Here is a 20507-nt window from a genome sequence, read left to right as displayed (position 1 = left end):
GAAGAACTGTTCGTTGCGCCGCTGCATTGGGGCTTCGTGTTCTTTGGCTGGATGGCGCTTGGCGTGTTCGGCGTCGTTCTTCAGCTGCTGATGAACATTCAGCGTCTGATCGGCAAGGAAGGCGTCGAACTGCTGACGGGCGCGTAAGGCTCAAGATTCTCGCGCCGCGGCCGCGTTCGCGTCTCCGACGAATGACGCCGCTGCGCGGGAGGAATGAGAAAAAACTCCCAGGATCAGCTCATGTCGTCGCCTCTCGGCGCTTCGGCGTCGGGAGGCGATGGACGTCAGGCCCAAAATTGCGGCACTCTCGAATTTAGAGACGCGGCGAGTGGAGACAGGCTCATGACGAGGCTCCTATTGATTCTCATTGCGGCGATCGGCTTAGTCGCCCGCGCGGACGCGCAGGCGGTGCGCAGGGATTCCGCCAAGGCGTTCCAGAAAGTTCGGGAATGCTCGGCCCAGATGGGGCCTAACGTCATAACCTTCACCTTCTATCAGCCGACGCAATCGAGAAGCCAGTTCTGCGAGGACGTTCCCGAAACGGGACCGACGACCATCGTGGTCGACACCATGCAGGACGAATTGCGCGACATGATGGTGGAGATCCGCATCGTTGAGGCGGCTCCGAATGGCGACGACGGCGCCGCGCCGACCGAGGCCTATCTGCCGCCCGCGCGGTTCCAGACCGGCGTCATTCAGCTTGAGCACGACTTCAAGAATAAAGGCGACTATGTCGCTCTGGTGCGCGCGCGGAGCGCGGATGGCCGCAAGGAATACAACGCCCGCTTCGCCTTCTCGGTCGGCGAGGAGTTTCTGCGCGACTGGGTTGCGGTCGCTGTTGTGACCGTCGTCGCGCTCGCGCTCGGCGCGACCTGGTATGCGCATGCTTTCGGCAGGAGATCATCTAAAAAGGCCGAACTCCGAAAAGCGTGACGGCGTTCTGTAACGCTCCACTGGAGAGACGTCCGTCGAGCCGCTAGGGGGGCGGCTTGTCGGGCGTCTCGAACGACAAGGCCGCCCCTGCCGACACGGGCGTCGCGCCGGCCGCCAGCGCGTCGCCGAGACGGTCGAGACGGATCATGGCGAGACCGTCTTCATCGAGCCTTGACCCGGTGACGCCGATTTCAACGTCGCCGGCGCGGATCGCTTCGCCGGGCGCCGGCGCGCCGCCTTGCGCGCGATATTTCGCGACCCGCTTGCGCACCAGGCCGCGGTGCTTCATCCGCGACACCACTTCCTGGCCGACGTAACAGCCCTTGTTGAAATCGATCCCCGAGAGCAAATCCATGTTGGCCTCGTGGGGAAAGGTTCCGCCATAGTCGAAATCGACGCCGCCGAGAGGCACCCCCGCATGAATGCGCAGCGCCTCGTATGCCTTCCGCTCGTCGCTTGTCGGAATCTTGCCCTTTTCCGCGATGGCGCGGAATCCGAGCGGGCCGCGCGGATCGGCGGCGATGGCGACGGCTTCGACCTTCGGCGTCTCGTTCGAGTCGGGAAAGGCGATCGCCTCGAATTCGCCGCTGCGGTTCGTCACGGTCAGTTTCGAGCGCAGCTTGTAGATGTTGAGACGTTTTTGAAGGTCGTCGGCAAGGGCGAGCGGACAATCGATCAGATATCGCTTGTCGCCCGCCGCAAACACCAGAAAATCGAACAAAATCTTTCCCTGCGGCGTCAGCAGCGCGGCGAAGCGCGCTTCGCCGGTCTTGAGCGCGGCGACGTCGTTGGTCACGAGATGGTGCAGAAACTTGCCTGCGTCTTCGCCCGCAACCTCGATGATTCCCCGATCGTCGAGCAGGATCGCGGTCGCCATTTGTCTCGTCCCTTCCGCCCGGATGCTTGAGTCTCGCGCCGCTTTGGCGCATTAGCAACAAAAAGCCCATCCCTCGACGGCAGCGCAAGCGAGGCGTCCCCCATGCCGCAGGTTTTCGACGTCATCCTCTCCGGCGGCGCGCTCGTCAATCAAGATGGCGAGGGCGCGCGCGACGTCGGCCTTCGCGACGGCAAGATCGCCGAGATCGGCGATCTTTCCCGCGCTTCGGCGGGAGAGACGATCGACTGCCGCGGCCTGCATATTTTGCCCGGCGTCATCGATACGCAAGTGCATTTCCGCGAGCCCGGCGCGCCGCACAAGGAAGACCTTGAATCCGGATCGCGCGGCGCGGTTCTCGGCGGCGTCGTCGGCGTCTTCGACATGCCCAACACCAAGCCGCTGACGACAGGCGAAGCGGAGCTCGCCGACAAGGTCGCGCGCGCGCGCGGACGGATGCATTGCGATTTCGCCTTCTGGGTCGGCGGCACCCATGAGAACGCCCGTCATCTTGGCGAGTTGGAGCGCCTTCCCGGCGCGGCCGGAATCAAAGTGTTCATGGGCTCCTCGACCGGCTCGCTGCTGATCGCCGACGACGCCGGCGTCGCCGAAGTGCTGTCGCATACGCGCCGGCGCGCCGCTTTCCACAGCGAAGACGAAGATCGGCTGAATTTGCGCAAATCCCTGCGCATCGCCGGCGATCCGGCGTCGCATCCGGTCTGGCGCGACGTTGAAACTGCGCTGCGCTCGACGCTGCGGCTCATGAACATCGCCCGCGAGAAAGGCGCTCTCGTGCATGTTCTGCATGTCACGACTGAAGAAGAGATCGCGCTGCTTGCCGAGAACAAGGATATCGCCAGCGTCGAAGTGACGCCGCATCACCTGACGATGGACGCGAGCGACTATGCGCGGATCGGCACGCTCGCGCAGATGAATCCGCCGGTGCGCGAGGCGCGCCATCGCGCGGGCCTGTGGCGCGGCGTCGCGCAGGGCGTCGTCGACGTATTGGGCTCCGACCATGCGCCCCATACGCTTGAAGAGAAGGCCAGGCCTTATCCCGAAAGCCCGTCGGGTATGACCGGCGTGCAGACTCTTGTTCCGCTGCTGCTCGACCATGTCAACGCCGGTCGACTGACCCTGCAACGTTTCGTCGACCTAACGAGCGCCGGTGCGGCGCGGCTTTTCGGCATCGCCGCCAAGGGGCGGGCGGCGGTCGGCTACGACGCCGATCTCACCATCGTCGACATGAAGCGCCGCGAGACGATCCGCAATTCCTGGATCGCCTCGCGCGTCGGCTGGACGCCCTATGACGGCAAGGAAGTCGTCGGCTGGCCGGTCGGGACTTTTGTGCGCGGCGCCAAGGTCATGTGGGATGGCGAACTCACGACGCCTTCGCAAGGCGCGCCGATGCGCTTTTGGGGAAGGCGGTGAATGCATGCTGCGGCCATACATTGCGCGGAACGCCGCGCCGCCTCGATGCGAAAGGAACTCTTGAGCAGGACCGGACCGAAGGCGCAATCTCACTCACTCTCAAGCATTCGCGCGAGTTTCAATAGCGCTTCGTATCGGGAAGAGCGCGATATTCCTGCCAGACCGCATCGGCCTCCGGCCGCATAATCTCTGCGGCGGCGATTGAGCGCTGTCCGAGCGTCTTCTTCATATCCTGTGCGATCGCCTGATCGTCAAAGAGATCCTTGTAATCTTTCCAGGCCGCCCCGTAAAAAATCTTTCCAACGCGCGCCCAATAGGCGGTCGAATAGCACATCGGACAAGGTTCGCAGCTGCTGTAGAGAGTCGCGCCCGTGATGTGCGGCGAGCCCACCTTTTTGCAAGCGGCTCTGATCGCGTTAACTTCGGCGTGCCCGGTTGGATCATTGTCGCGAAGAACGCTGTTGCCCGCAGAACCTATGATCTCGCCGTCTTTCACGACGACAGCGCCGAACGGCCCGCCCGTTCTGTCGACAACGCCGGCTTGACGCATAAGCTTAATCGCTTGCGTCATGTATTCGCGATCCTTCTCCGTGGCGACTGCTTGAACAGCGCCCTTGCTCTCCTTTGCCAACAGCGTGCCCGTTCCAGCGGCGGCGGCGGCAATCAGCGCCGTTCCTTTGGCCAGAAATTCCCGGCGCGGCGTCACGACGAGGGAGGAAAAAAACCTATCGAGCGAAGAAATGGCATTTTCGGTCTCACTCATCGGATCGTCTCCCTATCGTTGCCCGATTGAATTGGAATGGAGCAGGAAAGTCCAGCGGTTTGCCGCGCCCGCTTTCCCAACGGCTACAGGCGTTTCTTTGCGAAGTTTGCCCAAAGGCGCGGAACATTGCGCCCTTGCGCGCGGTTAGTCGCTCATTCCCAATCGCGCGCAAAAGGAGATGAGCCATGCCGCAGGGAGAAAAGTCGGCTTATACCGACAAGCAGAAACGCAAGGCGGAGCACATCGAGGAAGGTTACGAGAAGCGTGGCGTGTCCGAGAAAGAAGCCGAGCGTCGCGCCTGGGCGACCGTCAATAAGGACGATGGCGGCGGCAAAAAATCGGGGGCCGGCCGCGGCGCACAGACAGGCAATCCTGCAGCCCATAAAGGCGGCAAACTAGGCGGCGAAGCTTCCACGTCGCGTCCCGCTTCCCAACGCTCGGCTTCCGCCAAGAAGGCCGCCGAAACGCGCAAACGCAATGAACGGCGCGCCAGCTAGCGCGAAGCCATTGCTGCTGAAAGCGACAGGAGAACGCAATGACCGCGCAAGAGGACGTGCAGCCGAAGAATGAAGGCGAAGGCAACCGCACCGCCGCCAAGCAGTATAACGAGGCGGCCAGGAAATTCGTCGAAAGCGGCAAAGTCGATAAAGCGGCGAAGGACGCCGAGCAGGCGATCGAAGGCGCAGAAGCGGAAGAGTTGAAACGCGCCGAAGACGAAGGCCGTGCGCATGCCGCGCCGCATGAGCAGGAGCGCGAAATCTAACTTGATGCTCTCCAGCCGACGGTCCGCGTTCAGTATGCCGGACGGCCTTCTCACTCCCGGCGCGGCGATTCCGCCGCGCCGAGGAGAGTCCATAAGTTTGAGAGCGCTGTCCAGCGGCGCTTCGGCGAATTTTCAGTCTTCGCTCCAAAAATAGTGCCAGACGCCGTCCGCCGCGATGCCGATGCGCGTTGCGCGCGGCTTCCCGTCCGCGTTGGAGCGCGAAAGATCGGCGAACCGGACGCAGCGCCACCTATCGCGCGTTTCGTCCTCGCTCGCTGGCGCCTGCGGATGGCGCGCGAAGGCTGGCCATTCGTAGAGCGTCGTCGGTCCGCGGACGATCTTGACGAAAGGCTGGGCGAAGATCGCGCGAATGAGCGAAATTGTCTCGCTGCCCTTGCGGTCGAAGGAAAGCGTCTTCAAAATCTCGATCGGATCGGCTCCGGCCTTGAACGCGCCGCTCTTGGCGAAAATCGGGCGCGTCTCATTCCAGTCGATCGGAACGCGAAGCGCTTCGACATCGCCCGTTTCGCAAGCGGCGAGAATCCTGTCGCGGAGTTTGGCGACGGGCGCGGGCAAAAGAGCGAGATCGAGAATCGGGGGCGAAACGACGTCGCCAACGACGTCGCCCTTGGGTTTGCGGATCATGGGAGATGATACCGCGCGCCGCCGTCGATATGCCAATGCTCTGGACTGGGTCGTTCTTCAACGGCCAAGTTTGTCTCAATGCGATGAAACCGTCATTGTCGTCGGCGCGGTTCTTGGAGAGTGAATGGACGAGCTTCAACATCAGGACGGCAATGCGGGGGCGTCGCCGCGCCTCGAGGGTATGCTGCGCCGCTCGGCGCTCGCGATCGTCGCCGAGCGCGCCTGGCGGGTCGGCTTGGCGCTCGCTACCATTGTCCTGTTCTTTTTGGCGCTCTCCTGGCTGGGGTTCTGGGGCGGGGCGCCGCTTGAGGCGCGCATCGTTGGCGTGGCGCTTTTCGGCTTCGCGGCGCTTTTTGTCGTCGCCAGGGAAGTTGCGCGCGGCTGGCCGCATCGCGCCGCCGCGCTCGATCGGCTGGACCGCAGCGCCGACGCCGGTTTGCGACCAGCCTCGTCGCTCGAAGACCGCCTCGCCACTCAAAACGCTGACACAGCCGTAGAGACTTTGTGGGCGTTGCATCGTCAGCGTCTCGAGCAGGCATTGGCGAAGACGCCGATCGAGGCGCCGCATGCGCGGGTTCCGCAGCGCGACCCCTATGCCCTGCGCGCGCTCGCCCTTGTCGCCGCGGTCGCAGCCGGATTTGCGGCCGGCGACGAAAAGCGCGCGCGCCTCGCCGCCGCCTTCGACTGGCGCGCGGCAGCCAACTTCGGGGCCAGCACGCGCATCGACGCCTGGCTTGAGCCGCCCGTCTATACGAGCCGTCCGCCGATCGTGCTCGCCAAAGAGGGCGAGACGCCGATCGAAGCGCCGGTCAATTCGACGCTGCGCATTCGCCCGCCGGACGCCGGCCTGTCGGTCTCCGGCGGACTCGTGGCAGCGCGGCAGACCAGCGACGATTCGCAAAATGAGCCGCCAAAAGAGCAGGCCTACAAGCTCACGGGCGCCGCGCGGCTGGTGCTTTCCGACGGTCGGCGTTTCGATCTCGTGGCGATCCCCGACACGCCGCCGACCATCACGCTCGCGGAAAGGCCGCGCAATAACGCTCGCGGCTCGATGACCTTGGCGTTCCGCGCCACCGACGATTATGGCGTCGTCGGCGCCGAAGCCGTTTTTAGCAAGCCGCCGGGCGGGCGCCGGGCGCTGTATGAGCCGCCACGGCTTGCGCTCGCCCTGCCGCCTGGCGGCGGCGGCCAGGGCGAGGCCAGGGCGACGATCGATCTCGCCGATAGTCCCTTCGGCGGCGCGAAACTCAACATGCGCCTCGTCGCCAAGGACGCCGCGGACAATGAAGGCGCGTCCGAATCGATCGAGGCGGTCCTGCCGCAGCGCCGCTTCGTCAAGCCGCTCGCGCGCGCGCTCGCCGAACAGAGACGCATTCTCGCGCTCGATCCGGATTCGCGCGCGAACGTCCGCACAGCGCTCGAAGCCCTGTCGGTCGCCCCCGAAGCCTTCGATACGCCTTCGGCCATCCATCTTGGATTGCGCGAGGCGCGCCGTGGACTCGAGGCCGCGCGCGACGACGATGATTTGCGCGGCGTCTCCGAGATGCTCTGGGCGATGGCGCTCAGTCTCGAAGAAGGCGACATTTCGCAGGCCGAGCGCGAGCTGCGGGCCGCCGAGCGCGAATTGAAGGACGCGATCGCGCGCGGCGACAGCGCGGAGGAGATCGGCCAGCGCGCCGAGGAGCTTCGCGCCGCGCTCGACAAATTTCTCCAGCAGCTGGGCGCCCGATTGCCGCCTCCTGGAGCGCCGCTGCAAGAGGCGGAAGGGGGCGCCGACTCAGTCACGCCCGACGAGTTGCAGTCGATGCTCGATGAGATCAACAGAGCCATGAAGTCCGGCGACATGGCTCAGGCGCAACGGCTCCTAGACGAACTTCAGGACATTCTCGAAAATGTCCAGTCGGCGCAAGGCGCAGGGGGGCGGCGGGCGCGCGGGCGCGAAATGGCGCGCGCGCTCAGCGAACTCGATCAGCTGTCGCGCGAAGAGCAACAATTGCGCGACGAAACCTTTCAGGGGATGAATTCGGCCGAAGACGAGACCGAGCCGCGCGCCTCGCGCGGGCGCCGTCAAAACGGCCAGCCGCGCAGCGACGACGCCGGCGCTGAACGCAAGCGCCAGCAGGCGCTGCGCGAACGGCTGGAGCGGCAACAGGATGCGCTGCGCGAGGGCGGCGCCGAGGCCGGCGAAGAGCTGGACGACGCACGTCGCGCGATGAAGGAGGCGGAAGAGGCGCTCGGCAAGGCGGGAGAAGGACGCGGCAGGGCGGTCGACGCGCAGGGCCGCGCCGTGCAGGCCTTGCGTAAAGGCGCCGACAGGCTGGCGCAGCAGATGCGCGGGGAGGGCGACGAAAGCGCCGAGGAGGAGGGGGGCGGCCCCGGCCGGCGCGGGCGCCGCGGCAAAGGCCGCGATCCGCTCGGCCGCGCGTCGGGCGACGGCAACCGTCCTGATCTCTCCGGCAAATATGATCCGCTCGGGCTGCCGCCGGCGCAGCGCGCCCATCGCGTACAGGAAGAATTGCGCCGCAGGCTCGGCCAGCCGGAGCGCCCGCAGGAAGAACTTGATTATCTTCAGCGGCTGCTGCGGCGATAAACGCCTTGCGGCGGGGCGCGGGCTTCTCTACAGCGCAGCGCATAGATCACGCTGCGTTTAGGCGGAATCGCCTACACGCAGCTAACGTGATGGATTCCAAAAGTTTAGAGCGCGCTCTACGCGAAAAACCGGTTCCCACTTTTTCGCGAGCCGCGCTCTAGGGAGAAGCGCCGCTTATGCCAAGTTCTTCAAATCTACTGGTGATTGTCGCCGTCGCGGCGGTCGCTCTCGTCGTCGTCGCCGGCTTTATCAATATGTTTCGCGGCGGACAAGGCGCGCCGGCCCGCGCCCAGAAGCTCATGCGCTGGCGCGTCGGACTGCAACTGCTGGCGCTTCTTATTGTTCTCGGCGTGCTGTACGCGCGAGGCCGCTGGTAAGCGGTCGCACAAGGAGCCTTTAAGCTCGGGGGCCTACTTGGGGGCGCGCTTCTCCAGCCATTCGACGATCAGCGGATCGTCGATGGCGCCGGTCACCGTCACCACGCCGCCGTCCGGGGCGACGAGCGCCGTAAAAGGCAATTCTCCGCGCCAAGTCTTGTCGGCTTCGAAATAGAGCTTTTCGACGAAGTCGTCGGCGAAGCCGTAGTGGTCGGCGCCCAAGAGCCCGGCCTTCTCGATGCGCATGCGTGCGCGCGCGCGGTCCTCGTCGCCGTCGGTGTTGACGAAGACGAAGTCGATCCCCCGTTTCTCGGCGGCGAACTTCGCCCATTGCGGCAATTCGACGAGGCAGGGCGGACAGGTCAACGACCAGAAATGCACAATGAGCGGCCTGCCGGCGTGCGCCCTGGTCAATTGCGCGAAGGCGCCGCGGCCATAAGGCTTGAAGTCGAACGCGGCCGCGCCGCTCGCGGCGAGCGCAAAGGCGAGAGCGACGGCGAATAGGCGCACTGGGCTGTCATGCGCCACGCCGCGTCGCGGCGATCGGGCATCCAGAGTCGCGGCATGCGTCTTTGGCCTTTGCTGGAATCCCGATCGCGCGCAACGCGCCCATGGGGAGGCGTCGCCGAAGCAATGAGGCAAAATCTGCATCACTGCGCCGCCGCCGCGCTTTTCTCGTCCCGCGGCAGAGGCATGAGGCGATAGCCTTCCTTATGCGTGAGCCAAGACAGATAGACGGCGCCCTTATGGGCGATGAGTTCCGGATGGTCGGAGGCGTCCAATGTTTGCGCTACAACGCGCGGCGCGCTCCAGCTCTTGCCGTTATCGTGCGACATTTGCATCGCGATCGTCGTCGTCGTTCCGTCGAACTCCTTCCAGACGCGATAGAGGCGGCCCTTCGCCGCGATCAGCGTCGGATGTCCCGGCGTGCGCGCGTCGTCGCCGATTTGCTCGGGTTGCGAGAAGCTTTTGCCGCCGTCGAGGCTGCGAGCATAGAACAGGCCCTGTCGGTTCTTGCCTTTGGTGAACCAGACAACATGCCACGCGCCGGAGGCGTCGATGGCGATCGACGGTCCGTGATGCGGACAGCTGTTGATCGACCAGTCATCGTCCGATACGCGCGTCGCCGTCGCCTGCGTCGCGTCCGCAGAGAGTTTCGCGACCATATGGTCGCGGACGTTGCCATCCAGCACTTGCCGCCAGGCGAAGACCGGCGTTCCGTCCTTGTCGAGCGCGCCCGACATGCGGCAGCACTCGCAGGCGTGATCGATGAGAATCGACTTGCCCTTGAACGACTTGCCGCCGTCGTCGGAATAGCCGAAGGCGACGCCGCTCCCCAGGAACTCCTTGCCTTCGGCCTTGGCTTTGAGCGCATGCGTCTTGTCGAGCCAGCCGGCATAGATGCGGCCCTTGCGGTTGACGACGATGCTGTCGAAGCGCTGGCCGCCTTCGCTCAGAAGCGGCTGCGGCGCCGAGAAGCTCTTGCCGCCGTCGGTCGAGCGGGCGGTAAAGATCGTGCCGATCATCTGCTTGTCGGGCCGCGTCGTATAGGTCGCGAGCAGGCTCCCGTCATTGAGCGCCACGATTTTCGGGCGGGCGTCGCCATGCGCGTCGATCACGCCGTCGTCGACCGTGGCGATCGCCGCCGGCGCGGAAAATGCCTTGCCATTGTCCGAAGACGCCGCGGCGTAAACCGTCTTGCCGACGGAGAAGGCGACCCACAGTCGTCCGTCCTTGGCGAAGGCGGGAACGGCGGTCATCGCGCAGTCGACCTTCGCTTCGGCGCAAGCGGGGGCGGGGCGATGGCCCGCCGCGGCGTGTGTCGCCGATTGCGCCGCCGGCGCGGGCGCATCCTTATTGGCGTTGGCAGGCGGCGAATCCGTTTTGTCCGCGCTTATGGGAGCCGGCGGAGCGTCTTGCCCTGCGAGCGCGGCGACGGGAAGGCAAACGGCGAGTAGGCCAAAGGCGATGCGCTTCATTCTTCTCTCCTGTTTGCCACGCCGGACGCCGACGCCTTGACGGCCGTGCGAGGCGCACCGGCTGGATGACGCCGCCTTTAAGGCGGCATCGCCCAAAGACGGAGGATCGATCTCAAAAACTTAGAGTGCGCTCCACGCGAAAAGCCGGGTTCCACTTTTCACGCCGCGCTAGTGAAATCGAAAACTCTGCACGCCGTCATAGGAGCCGCCGGGCGGCGGCGGCGCCCGCAGTCCCGACACGATCGAGCGCGCCAATTGGCCGTGCCGCGGCGTCGACGCCGAAACGACGGTGACGCTATTGGGCGCGCCCGAAGCGCCCAGACGAAAGCGGACGATGGCGTTTCCTTCGCCAAGTTGCGTTGCGCCCGGCGAGCGCGCCCGGATGAGCTGGCCCAGCTTGCGCATATAGACGCCGTTGTCGGCTCGGTTCTTTTTCTCTGCGGATTTCTCAGCGGATTTCTCGGCGGACGTGTCGCCCCGCGCCGCCTTCGGCTTCTGTTCGCCCCGCATGTCGGTCTTGTCGTCGCGCTTTTCGGTTTTTTCCTCGCGCTTCGTCTCCTTGTTCTCCTCCCGCTTCGGCTCGGCGCTCTCTTCGGCTTTGGGCTTGGGCGCTTCGCTCTGCGCCCGGGCCGGTCCGCTTGCGCTGAACGCGCCGGCGAAGGCCAGCGCCGAAAGACCTAACATCAGTCGAGAAATTTGCCGCATCTCTCCCTCCTTCAAAAACGCGCGTCTCTATGCGCTTTCATCCGGCGCTCTTCGCGGACGGATTCAATTTGGCGTCCCGCGGAATTTGAACGTCTGTCCCACGTCCATGGATCCGCCGGGCGGTGGTGGCGCTTCAACGCTCGACAGGATTTTTTTCACCGCCTCCGCCAAAGCAGGACTGGACGTCTTGTCGATCGTCACCTTGTCGATCTTGCCTTGCGCGTTGACGTGAAAGCTGGCGGTCACTTCACCCTCGCCGGCAGGACTCTCCGTGGGCGTTTGCTTGGCGATCGCGGTGTAGAGCGCCCCAAGGAACTTGCTTTCCGACAACGCCGGAGCGGCCGCGGGCGCGGTCGCTCCCTGCGGGGTCGCCGGCGCAGTAGGCGTCGCTGTGCGCGTCGGCGCAGGAGTTTGCGATGACGCAGGAGCCTGCGCTGGCGCAGCCGCGGGCTTGGCGTTCTCGGCGTGCGCTACGTGAGCCGCGAGCGCTACGAGCGCCGCGGCGAGGGTAAGCAATCGCGCCAGCCTCATCATCCCCCCAAACATTTCAAAACGTATGATGACGGCGGGCGCGAGCGTCCGCCGTCGATTGACGTCAATGGAAGGCGAACGCCTGGCTGACATAGGCCGAGCCGCACATGCTTGGACCGCGCGAGGACGACACGATCCGCCGGGCCAGAGCCGCATGCGCCGACGTCGACCCCGACGCCGCAACGCCCGACAGACCGCCGCCCGGATTGACGTGGAACGTCACATGCGCATGGCCCGGGCCGAGGCTCGTCGAGCCAGGCGTGTGCCGGCGAAGCGCCGCGGCGATATGGGCAAGACACGTGGCCTGGGATGCGCCCGAACTCGCGGCCTGTCCTTCCGGCGCGCCGTAGCGCCTGCGCGCCTGCGCCTGCTGACGCTGCTGCGCGCGCTGGACTTGCTGCTGCTCGACCTTCTTCTTGATCTCGTCGACATCTTCCTTCTTTGCCGGCAGGGGCACGGCGTCGGGCGCCATGACCACCGGCGGCGGCAGCGCGATATCGGGCTCCTCGACCGCTTCGGGCGGCGGCGTGTCGTCGGCTTCGGCGACTTCCTCCTGCTCGAAGAAGTCGCCTTCCGACACGAGGTCCATGCTGACCGAGTCGAGGGAGATCGCGTTCGGCTTGGCCGAATAGGCAAGTATGCCGAAGACCAGGATGTGGGCGCCGATGACCACGGCGGTCGTTACCGAGCGAAGCCACGGCGGCCTGACCCGGTCCGGGTCCGAGGGCGGACGGTCGCCCTCTCGCGTCATCTGCTGCTGCTGTGGACCGAGCGCGAGATCGGTCATTTCGGCGCCCCTCCGGGCGCGGCTGGAACATGCGCCGGCGGAGCGCCGGCCGCTGGAGGCGCCGCGTGGCCAGGCGCGCCCTTCGTGGCCGGGCCGGTCTTGCTGCGCGAGTTGGTCATGATGGCGATATGGGTGATCCCATTTGTCGCGAGCTTATCCATCACCGCGACGACCTCGCCATAGACGGCCTCCGTGTCGCCGCGGATATGAACGACGCGCGTCTGGTCGTCGCCCATCATCACCTTGATGCCGTCGATGAGCGCTTCGGGCGAGGTTTCGTCCGCGCCAAGCGCGATCTTGCCTTCCTTGCCGACCGTCACGACGATCGGCTCTTTCTGGTTGATCGGCATCGCGGCGCTCGCCTGCGGCAAATTCACCTTGACGCCCTTGGCGAGCAAGGGCGCCGTGATCATGAAAATGATGAGCAGCACCAGCATGACGTCGACGAGCGGCGTCACATTGATATCGGCGAGCGGCTGATAAAGGCCTTCGGTTGCGCTCTGGCGCTGACGTGAGGGCATACCCATTATGCAGCCTCCCGATCGCGACGCGGACGCGCCTGATGGCCACTGCACATCAGAAGAGACTCGTCTTCGATGTAGTGGGCGACCTGTTGGCCGACGCGCGCGAAAGCGGCGCCGATGCGGTTGTAGCCGACCGAGGCGGGGATGGCGGCGGCAAGTCCATAGGCCGTGGCGGCAAGCGCTTCGGCGATGCCCGGCGCGACGACCGCGAGACTCGTGTCCTGCGACTGGGCGATGCTGGCGAAGCTCGTCATGATGCCCCACACCGTGCCGAAAAGTCCGACGAAGGGCGCGACCGACGAGATAACGGCGAGATTGGGCAGTCCGCCTTCCGCCTTAGTCAGGAACTCGCGCGCCGAGCGGCTCATATGATCGGCGATGCGCGCGCGCTTGTCGCCGATCGTCTCGTCCGGAAGATCGAGCGCGAAAGCTTCGCGGCCTGCTTCTGCGACGGGCGCGAGAACGCCGACGTCTCCGCCTGCGCGAGCGGAGCGGGCCGATTTGGTGATGCGGACGACCGCCACCACGCCTTCGACAATGAGCACCCAAGTCCAGATCGACGCGAGCAGCAGCAGCGCCATGACGACCTTGCCGACGGGGCCGGCGTTGAGGAACATGGCGAGAGGGGAAAGCGTATTGTAATCCATTTCACTCACTCGTTTTCTTGAGGACGCGCTTGCGGCGACCGCGCAGGCGGAGCGTCAGATTCGTTTTATTGTGTCGTCGCGAAATGCGCGCCGTTCAACCGGCGAAAACCGCGGACAGACCCCGGCGCTTCGCGCTTGGAGCCCATCGCATATCAGAAAATCTAGTTGGAAGGCGGCGCGCGCGCGCCATTCGCGCTGCTCGACGTCAGACTTTCGGGCGGTCGTGCGGCGGTGGCGTTAAGATGGATCGTCGCCGGTCGCCCGGCGGGCCGTGCGACCGAAGCCACGCGCTCGGGCAGAACCGCGGAGCTCGCGTGAGCGGCGAGACAACAGTCCGGACATTTACGTCCAGACTGTGCAGGCGCGCCGTGGCGCTTCGCCTCGGTCGAATCTTGCGCCGCGGCGATATGCGATCCTGCGAGATAGATGGAATGATCGCAAGCGACTCCACCGGAGTCGGCGAAGGCGTGCGCGGGCCGCATGGCGCCCGATAAAAGAAGCGAAAACATTAGCGCGTAAACGGCGGCGACGGCGAATGCCGCACGAAATCCCCGACGCATGGCGCGCAACTGTGACATAATTGTCTCTTAATTGATTTTTTAACCTTTGACAACGCGAGGAGGCTTGGAAAATCACGGGTTACCGGTTCATGTGCAATTCCGGCGTCGCTAAAGTTAACGACGCCGAATTCGCCAAGAGCCTATGCGCATTCGGCAACTCGTCGCTCTCTTCGCACTCCTAGCGCTCGTCGCGAGGCTCGTCATGCCTTGCGAGGCGATGGCGTCGAAATCCGTTGACGCGCCTAACGCCCCGATCGCCAAGTGCCATTTGCTGGCGAGCGCGGCGTCTCTCGCCAAGGGCGATGCGGATCAAGCGCCTGCGGGCGACATGGATCGCGACGAGGGCTGCGCCTGCGCGCTCTGCCAGATCGGTTGGAGCACGCTGCCGCCGGCGGACGCCGTTTTCGCGATCCGCGGCATTGAATACAATCTCGCGCCGCGGGCGCCTCCGGCCCGGACGCCGGTCCTGTTCCGGCCAAATCGCAGCGCGCCCACGCGCGGACCTCCTTCCTTCGTCTGATCTGTCGAAACGAGTGCGGCGAAAGCCGTTCGGGTCAGTCGCGCCGCCTTGACCGGCGCCAGAAGGAAGAATCTCATGTCTCGCTACTCGCTCTTGCGCGGCGTTTCCGCCGGCACCCTCACCATAATTGCGTTTTCCGAACTTTGCGTGACGCCTGCCGCGGCGCAGCAATCGCTGCCGACCATTGACGTCGGCGGCCAGCATCGCGGCGCCGTCAGGCGCCCGACGACCGGGATTCCAGGCGTTGCGACAAATGTCGCGCCCGCTCCGGCTCCAGCTCCTTCGACGCCGTCGATCTGGGCCGCGACGCTTCCCGACGGCAAGCCCGCCTTCGTTCAGCGCTGGCAATTGCCGAATACGGTCGCGAGCGTCACGCAGCGCGACATCAAAGAGAAAATCAACATCGTCGACAGCCAGGACGCGCTCAAATATGTGCCGAGCCTGTTCATCCGCAAATTGCGTGGCGGCAATGAAGGCATGATCCAGACGCGCACCTGGGGGCTCTCGTCGGCGCGCGCAATGGTTTATGTCGACGATCTCCTGATCAGCCAGCTCATCTCCAACGGCCATACCGACGGCCAGCCGCGCTGGGGCCTTGTTTCGCCGGAAGAGATCGAGCGCGTCGACTATCTCTATGGACCTTACGCGGCGCAATATCCTGGCAACTCCATTGGCGGCGTGATCAAATTCACGACGCGCATGCCGGAGCATCTTGAGGTCACCGCGAAGCAAACTGTGGCGGTTCAGGACTTCGCCTGGTGGGGCGCTCAGCTCGGCCTGCCGACGACGACGACGGCGCTCACCATCGGCGACAAAATCGGCAATCTCTCTTATTTCGTGGCGCTCAATTACGCCTGGAACAACAACCAGCCAATCCAATTCTTAAACGCCGGCCGCTTCTATCCCTATCCTGGCGCGATCTTCTCGCAGAACGTCTATGGCGTGCCGCAGTCGATCGTCGGCTCGGGTTCGATCTCGGAGGAAAATTTCATCAATGGCAAGGTGAAGGTTGCCTATGACTTCACGCCGACGATACGCGGCGTCTATACGGTCGGCGTCTTCAACAGCGACCGCGTGTCATGGCCGCTGAACTATGTTTCGGGCGGGCGTAACGAGCTTTTCGGACCTCCCGGCGGAGCGGCGGCGCTTCCCTTGACGACGCTGCAAGGCTTCGGCGCCGCTAATCTGCGTTACCAGGAGACGATCCTGATCAACTCCCTGGCGCTCAAGTCGAATACGCAGGGCGTTTTCGACTTTGAGCTTTCCGCTTCGCACTTCACCTATCCTTATAGTTCATCGCGCTCGGCCTGGAGCGGCGTGCCGTCGACCGCCGCCAATCCCTTCGGCGGCTATACGCTCACCGGACGCGACACGATCTTCACCGGCACCTATTGGACGCTCCTGGATTTGAAGGGCATCTACCGGCCCGACGGCCCCGAAGGCATGCATGACGTCAGCTTCGGCATACACGGCGATCAATACCACTCCAACAATCCGATCTGGCTCACGACGAATTGGGGGGCGGGCATGGCGTCGTCATATGGCGTCGTCCAGTCGGTCGGCAGCGGCACGACGCGCACACAGGCGCTCTGGGCGCAGGACGCAATCCGCTTGCGTCCAGACTTGAAGCTGACGCTCGGCGTTCGCGGCGAACATTGGCAGGCGTCCGACGGTTATAATCAGCTCCTTGGCGGTTTGAACGCCGCCGCCACCGGCTCCACAGCGACGGTCGCGACCATGTTGCCGATCTTCCAGCCCAATCTCTATTCAACGCGGGTTTCGCCGAAGGCGTCGCTGCGCTGGGAGGCGGATCCGTACTGGACGATCACCAGCAATGTCGGCATGGCCAATCGGTTTCCGACCGTGCGCGAGCTCTATAATCTCACCGCGACGCCGGGCGCGACGGGATTCGTCACCAATCCCAATCCCAATCTGCGTCCCGAGACCGCTCTGACCAAGGAGATCGTCTTTCAGCGCAGTCTTGGTCCCGACAGCTGGGCGCGGCTGTCGCTCTTCGATGAAGAAGCGCGCGACGCGATCATCAGCAACTTCACGATCGTTCCCGGATCCGCCTTTCAGGCCACCGCCAATATCAACGTCGACCGCATCCGCAACACCGGCGCGGAGTTCGCCTGGCAGAAGGACAACGTCTATTACAAGGGGCTCCAACTGTTCGGCAGCGTCACTTTCGTCAATTCACGTGTGATCTCGTTCAGCCGCTGGCAGCCTTCGGCGCCATCCGCAGCATCGCCGTTCGGCACCAGTTTCGAGTTTCCCTGGGCTACGTCGGTCGCCGGCAAGAACGCGCCGGGCGTGCCGAAATGGCGCTGGGATTTCGGCGTCACCTATCGCCCGACTGACAGTTGGGCGTTCACGGTGGCGATGCGCTGGCAGGATCGCATTTGGCGCACGCTCGCCAACAACGATCTCGTGCATGGCATCTTCGGCTCGTCGGATCGGTTCTTCATGGTCGATCTGCACGCGCATTACAAATACAGCGACCGATGGTCGTTCGACGCCGGCATCGACAATGTGAACAACTACAAGTTCGCGTTATTCCACCCCTATCCGCAGCGCACCTTCATCTTCTCGGCGAAGTATGAATATGGCACGGGCAAGAATGTGCCGGGCATTTTCTACACGGGAAATGAAGGCTGGCCGGAATTCGGCGGCTGGTTCCAGCCGGTCGCCTGGAACTGGGAATAGTCTCCAGCGCGAAGCGGGAAGTTTCGCTTCGCGCGAACGCCGCATGCGCCGGGACGACAAAAAAGGAAACGCCCGGGAGGAAACTCCCGGGCGTTCTGTTTTCGGGTCGGTAAAGAGGCTTAATGCGCCAGCGACTTGACGATCGACTCGACGGTCTTCTTGGCGTCGCCGAAAAGCATCATCGTATTGGGCCGGAAGAAGAGTTCGTTCTCGACGCCGGCGTAGCCCGAGCCCATGCCGCGCTTCAAGAACAGCACCGTCTTCGCCTTTTCGACGTCGAGGATCGGCATGCCGTAGATCGCCGAGGTCTTGTCAGTCTTGGCGGCGGGATTGGTCACGTCGTTGGCGCCGATGACAAAGGCCACGTCCGCCTGTCCGAATTCCGAATTGATGTCCTCGAGCTCGAACACTTCGTCATAGGGCACATTGGCCTCAGCGAGCAGCACGTTCATATGACCCGGCATGCGCCCCGCGACCGGATGAATAGCGTATTTGATGTCGACGCCTTCCTCCTTGAGCATGTCAGCCATTTCGCGCAGTGCGTGCTGCGCTTGTGCGACCGCCATGCCGTAGCCGGGCACGATGATGATCTTGCCGGCGTTCTGCATGATATAGGCGGCGTCCTCGGCCGAGCCCTGTTTGACGTTGCGCGTCTCCTTGCCGCCGGCAGGTCCGGCCACCTCGCCGCCGAAGCCGCCGAGAATGACCGAGACGAAGCTGCGGTTCATCCCCTTGCACATGATGTAGGAGAGGATCGCGCCCGACGAGCCGACCAGCGCGCCGGTGATGATCAGCGCGAGATTGCCCAGCGTGAAGCCGATGCCCGCCGCCGCCCAACCCGAATAGGAGTTGAGCATGGAGACGACCACGGGCATGTCGGCGCCGCCGATCGGAATGATCAGCGTTACGCCCAGCGTGAAGGAAGCGAGGATCAGCAGGAAGAGCCACACGCCGCTCTGCGTGCCGACGAAGAGCGCCGTCAGCGCCAGCAGGGCGACGCCAAGCATGATGTTGATGGTGTGGCGTTCCGGCAGCAAGATCGGCTTGCCGGTCATGCGCTCGGAAAGCTTCAGGAAGGCGATGATCGATCCGGTGAAGGTGATCGCGCCGATCGCCGCGCCGAGCGACATTTCGACAAGGCTGCCGGCGTGAATCTCGTTCGAATCGCCGATGCCGAAGGCGCGCGGCGCAAAGAAAGCGCCGGCCGCCACTAGCACGGCGGCAAGGCCGACCAGCGCGTGGAAGCCCGCGACAAGCTCGGGCATTTTCGTCATCGGCACGCGCTGGGCGATGAATGCGCCGGCGCCGCCGCCGATGGCGACGCCAACGACGATCATCAGCAGGCCGCCGAAGGACGGGAAATGCGTCAGCAGGGTCGTCGCGACGGCGATGGCCATGCCGATCATGCCGTAGCGGTTGCCCTGCCGCGACGTCGCCGGCGACGAGAGGCCGCGCAACGCGAGGATGAACAGAACGCCGGAGACGAGGTAAAGGAGGGCTGCGATATTGGCGCTCATGGCGTCAGCCCTTCTTCTTGTACATGGCGAGCATGCGTTCGGTGACCAGGAAGCCGCCGAAGATGTTCACGCTGGCGAGAATGACGGCGACAAAACCGAAGGCGTTCGCCCACCACGAGCCGGAAGCCTCGGCGGCGGTCGTGCCTTCGACGCCCGCCGCGAGCAGCGCGCCGACGATGATCACAGAAGAAATCGCGTTCGTGACCGACATCAGCGGCGTATGCAGAGCCGGCGTCACCGACCAGACGACGTAATAGCCGACGAACACCGCCATGGCGAAGATCGCCACGCGGAAGACAAAAGGATCGATGGCGCCGCCGGCTAGCCCATGCGCTGCGACCGCAGCGGCCGTATGCGCAAGTTCGTCCGAATAGTGCTGCGCTTGTTCGGCGAGATGGCGGGCGGCCTCGGCCGCCGCCTGCGCCTTCTCAAGCAGCTGTTGCGTAGAGTCGGTCATCGCTTAACGCCCCTTTAGTTTGTTGTGCGCGCAGGCGGTTATTTGAATCGTTCGTCGACGACGGCGCCGTCGCGGGTCAGCGCGGTCGCCTTGACAAGTTCGTCGTCCCAATTGATGGCGAGCTGCTTTGTGTCCTTCGAGACGAGCGTCTCGACGAAGGCCAGCAAATTCTTGGCGTAAAGGCTCGACGCCGTCGACGCCATGCGGCCGGCGAGGTTGAGCGCGCCGAGAATCTTCACGCCATCGACGACCACTGTTTCGCCGGGCTTGGTCAATTCGCAGTTGCCGCCGCGCTCGGCCGCAAGATCGACGATGACCGAGCCAGGCCGCATCGAGCGCACCATCTCGGCGGAGACGAGCTTGGGCGCGGGCCGGCCGGGGATCAGCGCCGTCGTGATGACGATGTCCTGCTTGGCGATGTGCGAAGCGACGAGTTCGGCCTGCGCCTTTTGATATTCGGGCGACATCTCCTTGGCGTAGCCGCCGGAGGTCTCGGCCTGTTTGAACTCTTCGTTTTCGACGGCGATGAATTTCGCGCCGAGCGATTCGACCTGCTCCTTCGTCGCCGGCCGCACGTCGGTCGCGGTGACGATCGCGCCCATCCGGCGCGCCGTGGCGATCGCCTGCAAACCGGCGACTCCAACGCCCATTATAAAGACTTTCGCCGCCGGGACGGTGCCGGCGGCGGTCATCATCATCGGAAATGAGCGGCCATATTCGGCCATCGCGTCAATGACAGCGCGGTAGCCCGCGAGATTGGCTTGCGACGATAAAACGTCCATGGTTTGCGCGCGCGTGATGCGCGGCATCAGCTCCATGGCGAAGGCGATCGCGCCGCTCTTGGCGAGATCGGCAAGCTGAGCCCCCGCGCCAAAGGGATCCATGATCGCGACCACCGCGAGATTGGGTTTCGCGCCCGCAAGCTCCGCCGCCGAGGGGCGCCGCACGCGCAGCGCGACGTCCGCTCCCGACAGGGCGGCCGCTGCGCCATTTGCGATCGTCGCGCCGGCGGCGGCGTAATCGTTGTCAGAAAAGCCGGCTGTGGCGCCCGCGCCGGCCTCGACCGCCACGTCGGCGCCGAGCCCTATGAATTTCTTGACGGTCTCAGGTGTAGCCGCGACGCGCGGCTCGGAATGATCCGTTTCAGCCAATACGGCGATGCGCATGACGAACTCCGGTTGCGGAAAAACCGTCGCCG

At 64.4% G+C, this 20507-nt stretch carries 23 protein-coding genes; 9 read left to right on the top strand and 14 right to left on the bottom strand.

Annotated elements, in window-relative coordinates:
* Together QZ964_RS11315 and QZ964_RS11310 are read left to right on the top strand one after the other, a co-directional pair.
* Nucleotides 1-147: methane monooxygenase/ammonia monooxygenase subunit C (locus tag QZ964_RS11315; RefSeq protein ID WP_292531760.1), on the top strand; the 147-nt coding region annotated here is incomplete at its 5' end.
* A gap of 195 nt (nt 148-342) precedes the next feature.
* Nucleotides 343-933, top strand: coding sequence for a hypothetical protein (locus QZ964_RS11310; RefSeq protein WP_292531756.1), 591 nt, complete (start codon nt 343-345; stop codon nt 931-933).
* Between the two features lie 43 nt (nt 934-976).
* On the opposite strand, the gene QZ964_RS11305 is transcribed toward QZ964_RS11310, so the two are convergent.
* Nucleotides 977-1810, bottom strand: a complete 834-nt coding sequence (locus QZ964_RS11305; protein ID WP_292531754.1) for a folate-binding protein — start codon at nt 1808-1810, stop codon at nt 977-979.
* Nucleotides 1811-1912: 102 nt separating this feature from the next.
* Between QZ964_RS11305 and QZ964_RS11300 the strand changes: the two genes are divergently transcribed.
* Complete coding sequence (locus QZ964_RS11300) at nt 1913-3238, top strand: dihydroorotase (RefSeq protein ID WP_292531752.1); 1326 nt, start codon at nt 1913-1915, stop codon at nt 3236-3238.
* A gap of 118 nt (nt 3239-3356) precedes the next feature.
* Here the strand turns inward: QZ964_RS11300 and QZ964_RS11295 are convergent, their stop codons facing one another.
* On the bottom strand, nt 3357-4001 hold the full coding sequence (locus QZ964_RS11295; RefSeq protein ID WP_292531750.1) for a nucleoside deaminase: 645 nt from the start codon (nt 3999-4001) through the stop codon (nt 3357-3359).
* Nucleotides 4002-4186: 185 nt separating this feature from the next.
* On the opposite strand from QZ964_RS11295, the gene QZ964_RS11290 reads away from it, so the two are divergent.
* Complete coding sequence (locus QZ964_RS11290; RefSeq protein WP_292531748.1) at nt 4187-4498, top strand: plasmid stabilization protein; 312 nt, start codon at nt 4187-4189, stop codon at nt 4496-4498.
* A gap of 38 nt (nt 4499-4536) precedes the next feature.
* Nucleotides 4537-4764, top strand: coding sequence for a hypothetical protein (locus QZ964_RS11285; protein WP_292531746.1), 228 nt, complete (start codon nt 4537-4539; stop codon nt 4762-4764).
* 132 nt (nt 4765-4896) lie between these two features.
* Here the strand turns inward: QZ964_RS11285 and QZ964_RS11280 are convergent, their stop codons facing one another.
* On the bottom strand, nt 4897-5409 hold the full coding sequence (locus QZ964_RS11280) for a hypothetical protein (protein ID WP_292531744.1): 513 nt from the start codon (nt 5407-5409) through the stop codon (nt 4897-4899).
* 124 nt (nt 5410-5533) lie between these two features.
* Here QZ964_RS11280 and QZ964_RS11275 point away from each other — a divergent pair, with 124 nt between their 5' ends.
* Nucleotides 5534-7999 carry a TIGR02302 family protein gene (locus tag QZ964_RS11275; protein WP_292531743.1) on the top strand — a complete coding sequence of 822 codons (2466 nt, stop codon included), beginning with the start codon at nt 5534-5536 and terminating at the stop codon, nt 7997-7999.
* A gap of 176 nt (nt 8000-8175) precedes the next feature.
* The gene (locus QZ964_RS11270) at nt 8176-8376 is read left to right on the top strand and encodes a twin transmembrane helix small protein (RefSeq protein ID WP_292531741.1); all 201 of its coding nucleotides are present in this window, start codon (nt 8176-8178) and stop codon (nt 8374-8376) included.
* A 33-nt stretch (nt 8377-8409) separates the two neighbouring features.
* Here QZ964_RS11270 and QZ964_RS11265 read toward each other — a convergent pair whose 3' ends face one another.
* The 8 genes from QZ964_RS11265 to QZ964_RS11230 form a co-directional block, all read right to left on the bottom strand.
* A complete protein-coding gene (locus tag QZ964_RS11265) occupies nt 8410-8904 on the bottom strand; it encodes a TlpA disulfide reductase family protein (protein WP_292531739.1) in 495 nt (164 codons plus the stop codon).
* A gap of 122 nt (nt 8905-9026) precedes the next feature.
* Entirely contained in the window at nt 9027-10355 is a 1329-nt protein-coding gene (locus tag QZ964_RS11260; RefSeq protein ID WP_292531737.1) for a sialidase family protein, read from the bottom strand.
* A 168-nt stretch (nt 10356-10523) separates the two neighbouring features.
* Entirely contained in the window at nt 10524-11060 is a 537-nt protein-coding gene (locus tag QZ964_RS11255) for a hypothetical protein (RefSeq protein ID WP_292531735.1), read from the bottom strand.
* Between the two features lie 63 nt (nt 11061-11123).
* Nucleotides 11124-11576, bottom strand: a complete 453-nt coding sequence (locus tag QZ964_RS11250; RefSeq protein WP_292531733.1) for an energy transducer TonB — start codon at nt 11574-11576, stop codon at nt 11124-11126.
* Between the two features lie 79 nt (nt 11577-11655).
* Nucleotides 11656-12378 (bottom strand): energy transducer TonB, encoded by a 723-nt coding sequence (locus QZ964_RS11245; protein WP_292531731.1) that lies wholly within the window; start codon nt 12376-12378, stop codon nt 11656-11658.
* Nucleotides 12375-12905: a biopolymer transporter ExbD gene (locus QZ964_RS11240; protein ID WP_292531729.1), complete on the bottom strand. Its 531-nt coding sequence runs from the start codon at nt 12903-12905 to the stop codon at nt 12375-12377. The genes QZ964_RS11245 and QZ964_RS11240 overlap by 4 nt, the downstream gene beginning before the upstream one ends.
* Entirely contained in the window at nt 12905-13549 is a 645-nt protein-coding gene (locus QZ964_RS11235; RefSeq protein ID WP_292531728.1) for a MotA/TolQ/ExbB proton channel family protein, read from the bottom strand. Before QZ964_RS11235 ends, QZ964_RS11240 begins: the two co-directional genes overlap by 1 nt.
* Nucleotides 13550-13710: 161 nt before the next feature.
* Nucleotides 13711-14127: a DUF2946 family protein gene (locus QZ964_RS11230; protein ID WP_292531726.1), complete on the bottom strand. Its 417-nt coding sequence runs from the start codon at nt 14125-14127 to the stop codon at nt 13711-13713.
* A 124-nt stretch (nt 14128-14251) separates the two neighbouring features.
* Between QZ964_RS11230 and QZ964_RS11225 the strand changes: the two genes are divergently transcribed.
* Nucleotides 14252-14629 carry a DUF2946 family protein gene (locus QZ964_RS11225; protein ID WP_292531725.1) on the top strand — a complete coding sequence of 126 codons (378 nt, stop codon included), beginning with the start codon at nt 14252-14254 and terminating at the stop codon, nt 14627-14629.
* A gap of 75 nt (nt 14630-14704) precedes the next feature.
* Nucleotides 14705-17335, top strand: coding sequence for a TonB-dependent receptor (locus QZ964_RS11220; protein ID WP_292531723.1), 2631 nt, complete (start codon nt 14705-14707; stop codon nt 17333-17335).
* A gap of 119 nt (nt 17336-17454) precedes the next feature.
* Here QZ964_RS11220 and QZ964_RS11215 read toward each other — a convergent pair whose 3' ends face one another.
* Genes QZ964_RS11215 through QZ964_RS11205 form a run of 3 tightly spaced genes read right to left on the bottom strand, consistent with a single transcriptional unit; the run spans nt 17455 to nt 20475 of the window.
* On the bottom strand, nt 17455-18852 hold the full coding sequence (locus tag QZ964_RS11215) for an NAD(P)(+) transhydrogenase (Re/Si-specific) subunit beta (RefSeq protein WP_292531721.1): 1398 nt from the start codon (nt 18850-18852) through the stop codon (nt 17455-17457).
* A gap of 4 nt (nt 18853-18856) precedes the next feature.
* On the bottom strand, nt 18857-19309 hold the full coding sequence (locus QZ964_RS11210) for an NAD(P) transhydrogenase subunit alpha (protein ID WP_292531719.1): 453 nt from the start codon (nt 19307-19309) through the stop codon (nt 18857-18859).
* A 38-nt stretch (nt 19310-19347) separates the two neighbouring features.
* Nucleotides 19348-20475 (bottom strand): Re/Si-specific NAD(P)(+) transhydrogenase subunit alpha, encoded by a 1128-nt coding sequence (locus QZ964_RS11205; protein ID WP_292531717.1) that lies wholly within the window; start codon nt 20473-20475, stop codon nt 19348-19350.
* Between the last annotated feature and the right edge of the window lie 32 nt (nt 20476-20507).

Source organism: Methylocystis sp., assembly GCF_021731785.1.
Lineage (GTDB): Bacteria > Pseudomonadota > Alphaproteobacteria > Rhizobiales > Beijerinckiaceae > Methylocystis.
The sequence above is the reverse complement of the archived record's forward strand: the minus strand, read 5'-3'. Positions and strand labels throughout refer to the sequence as shown.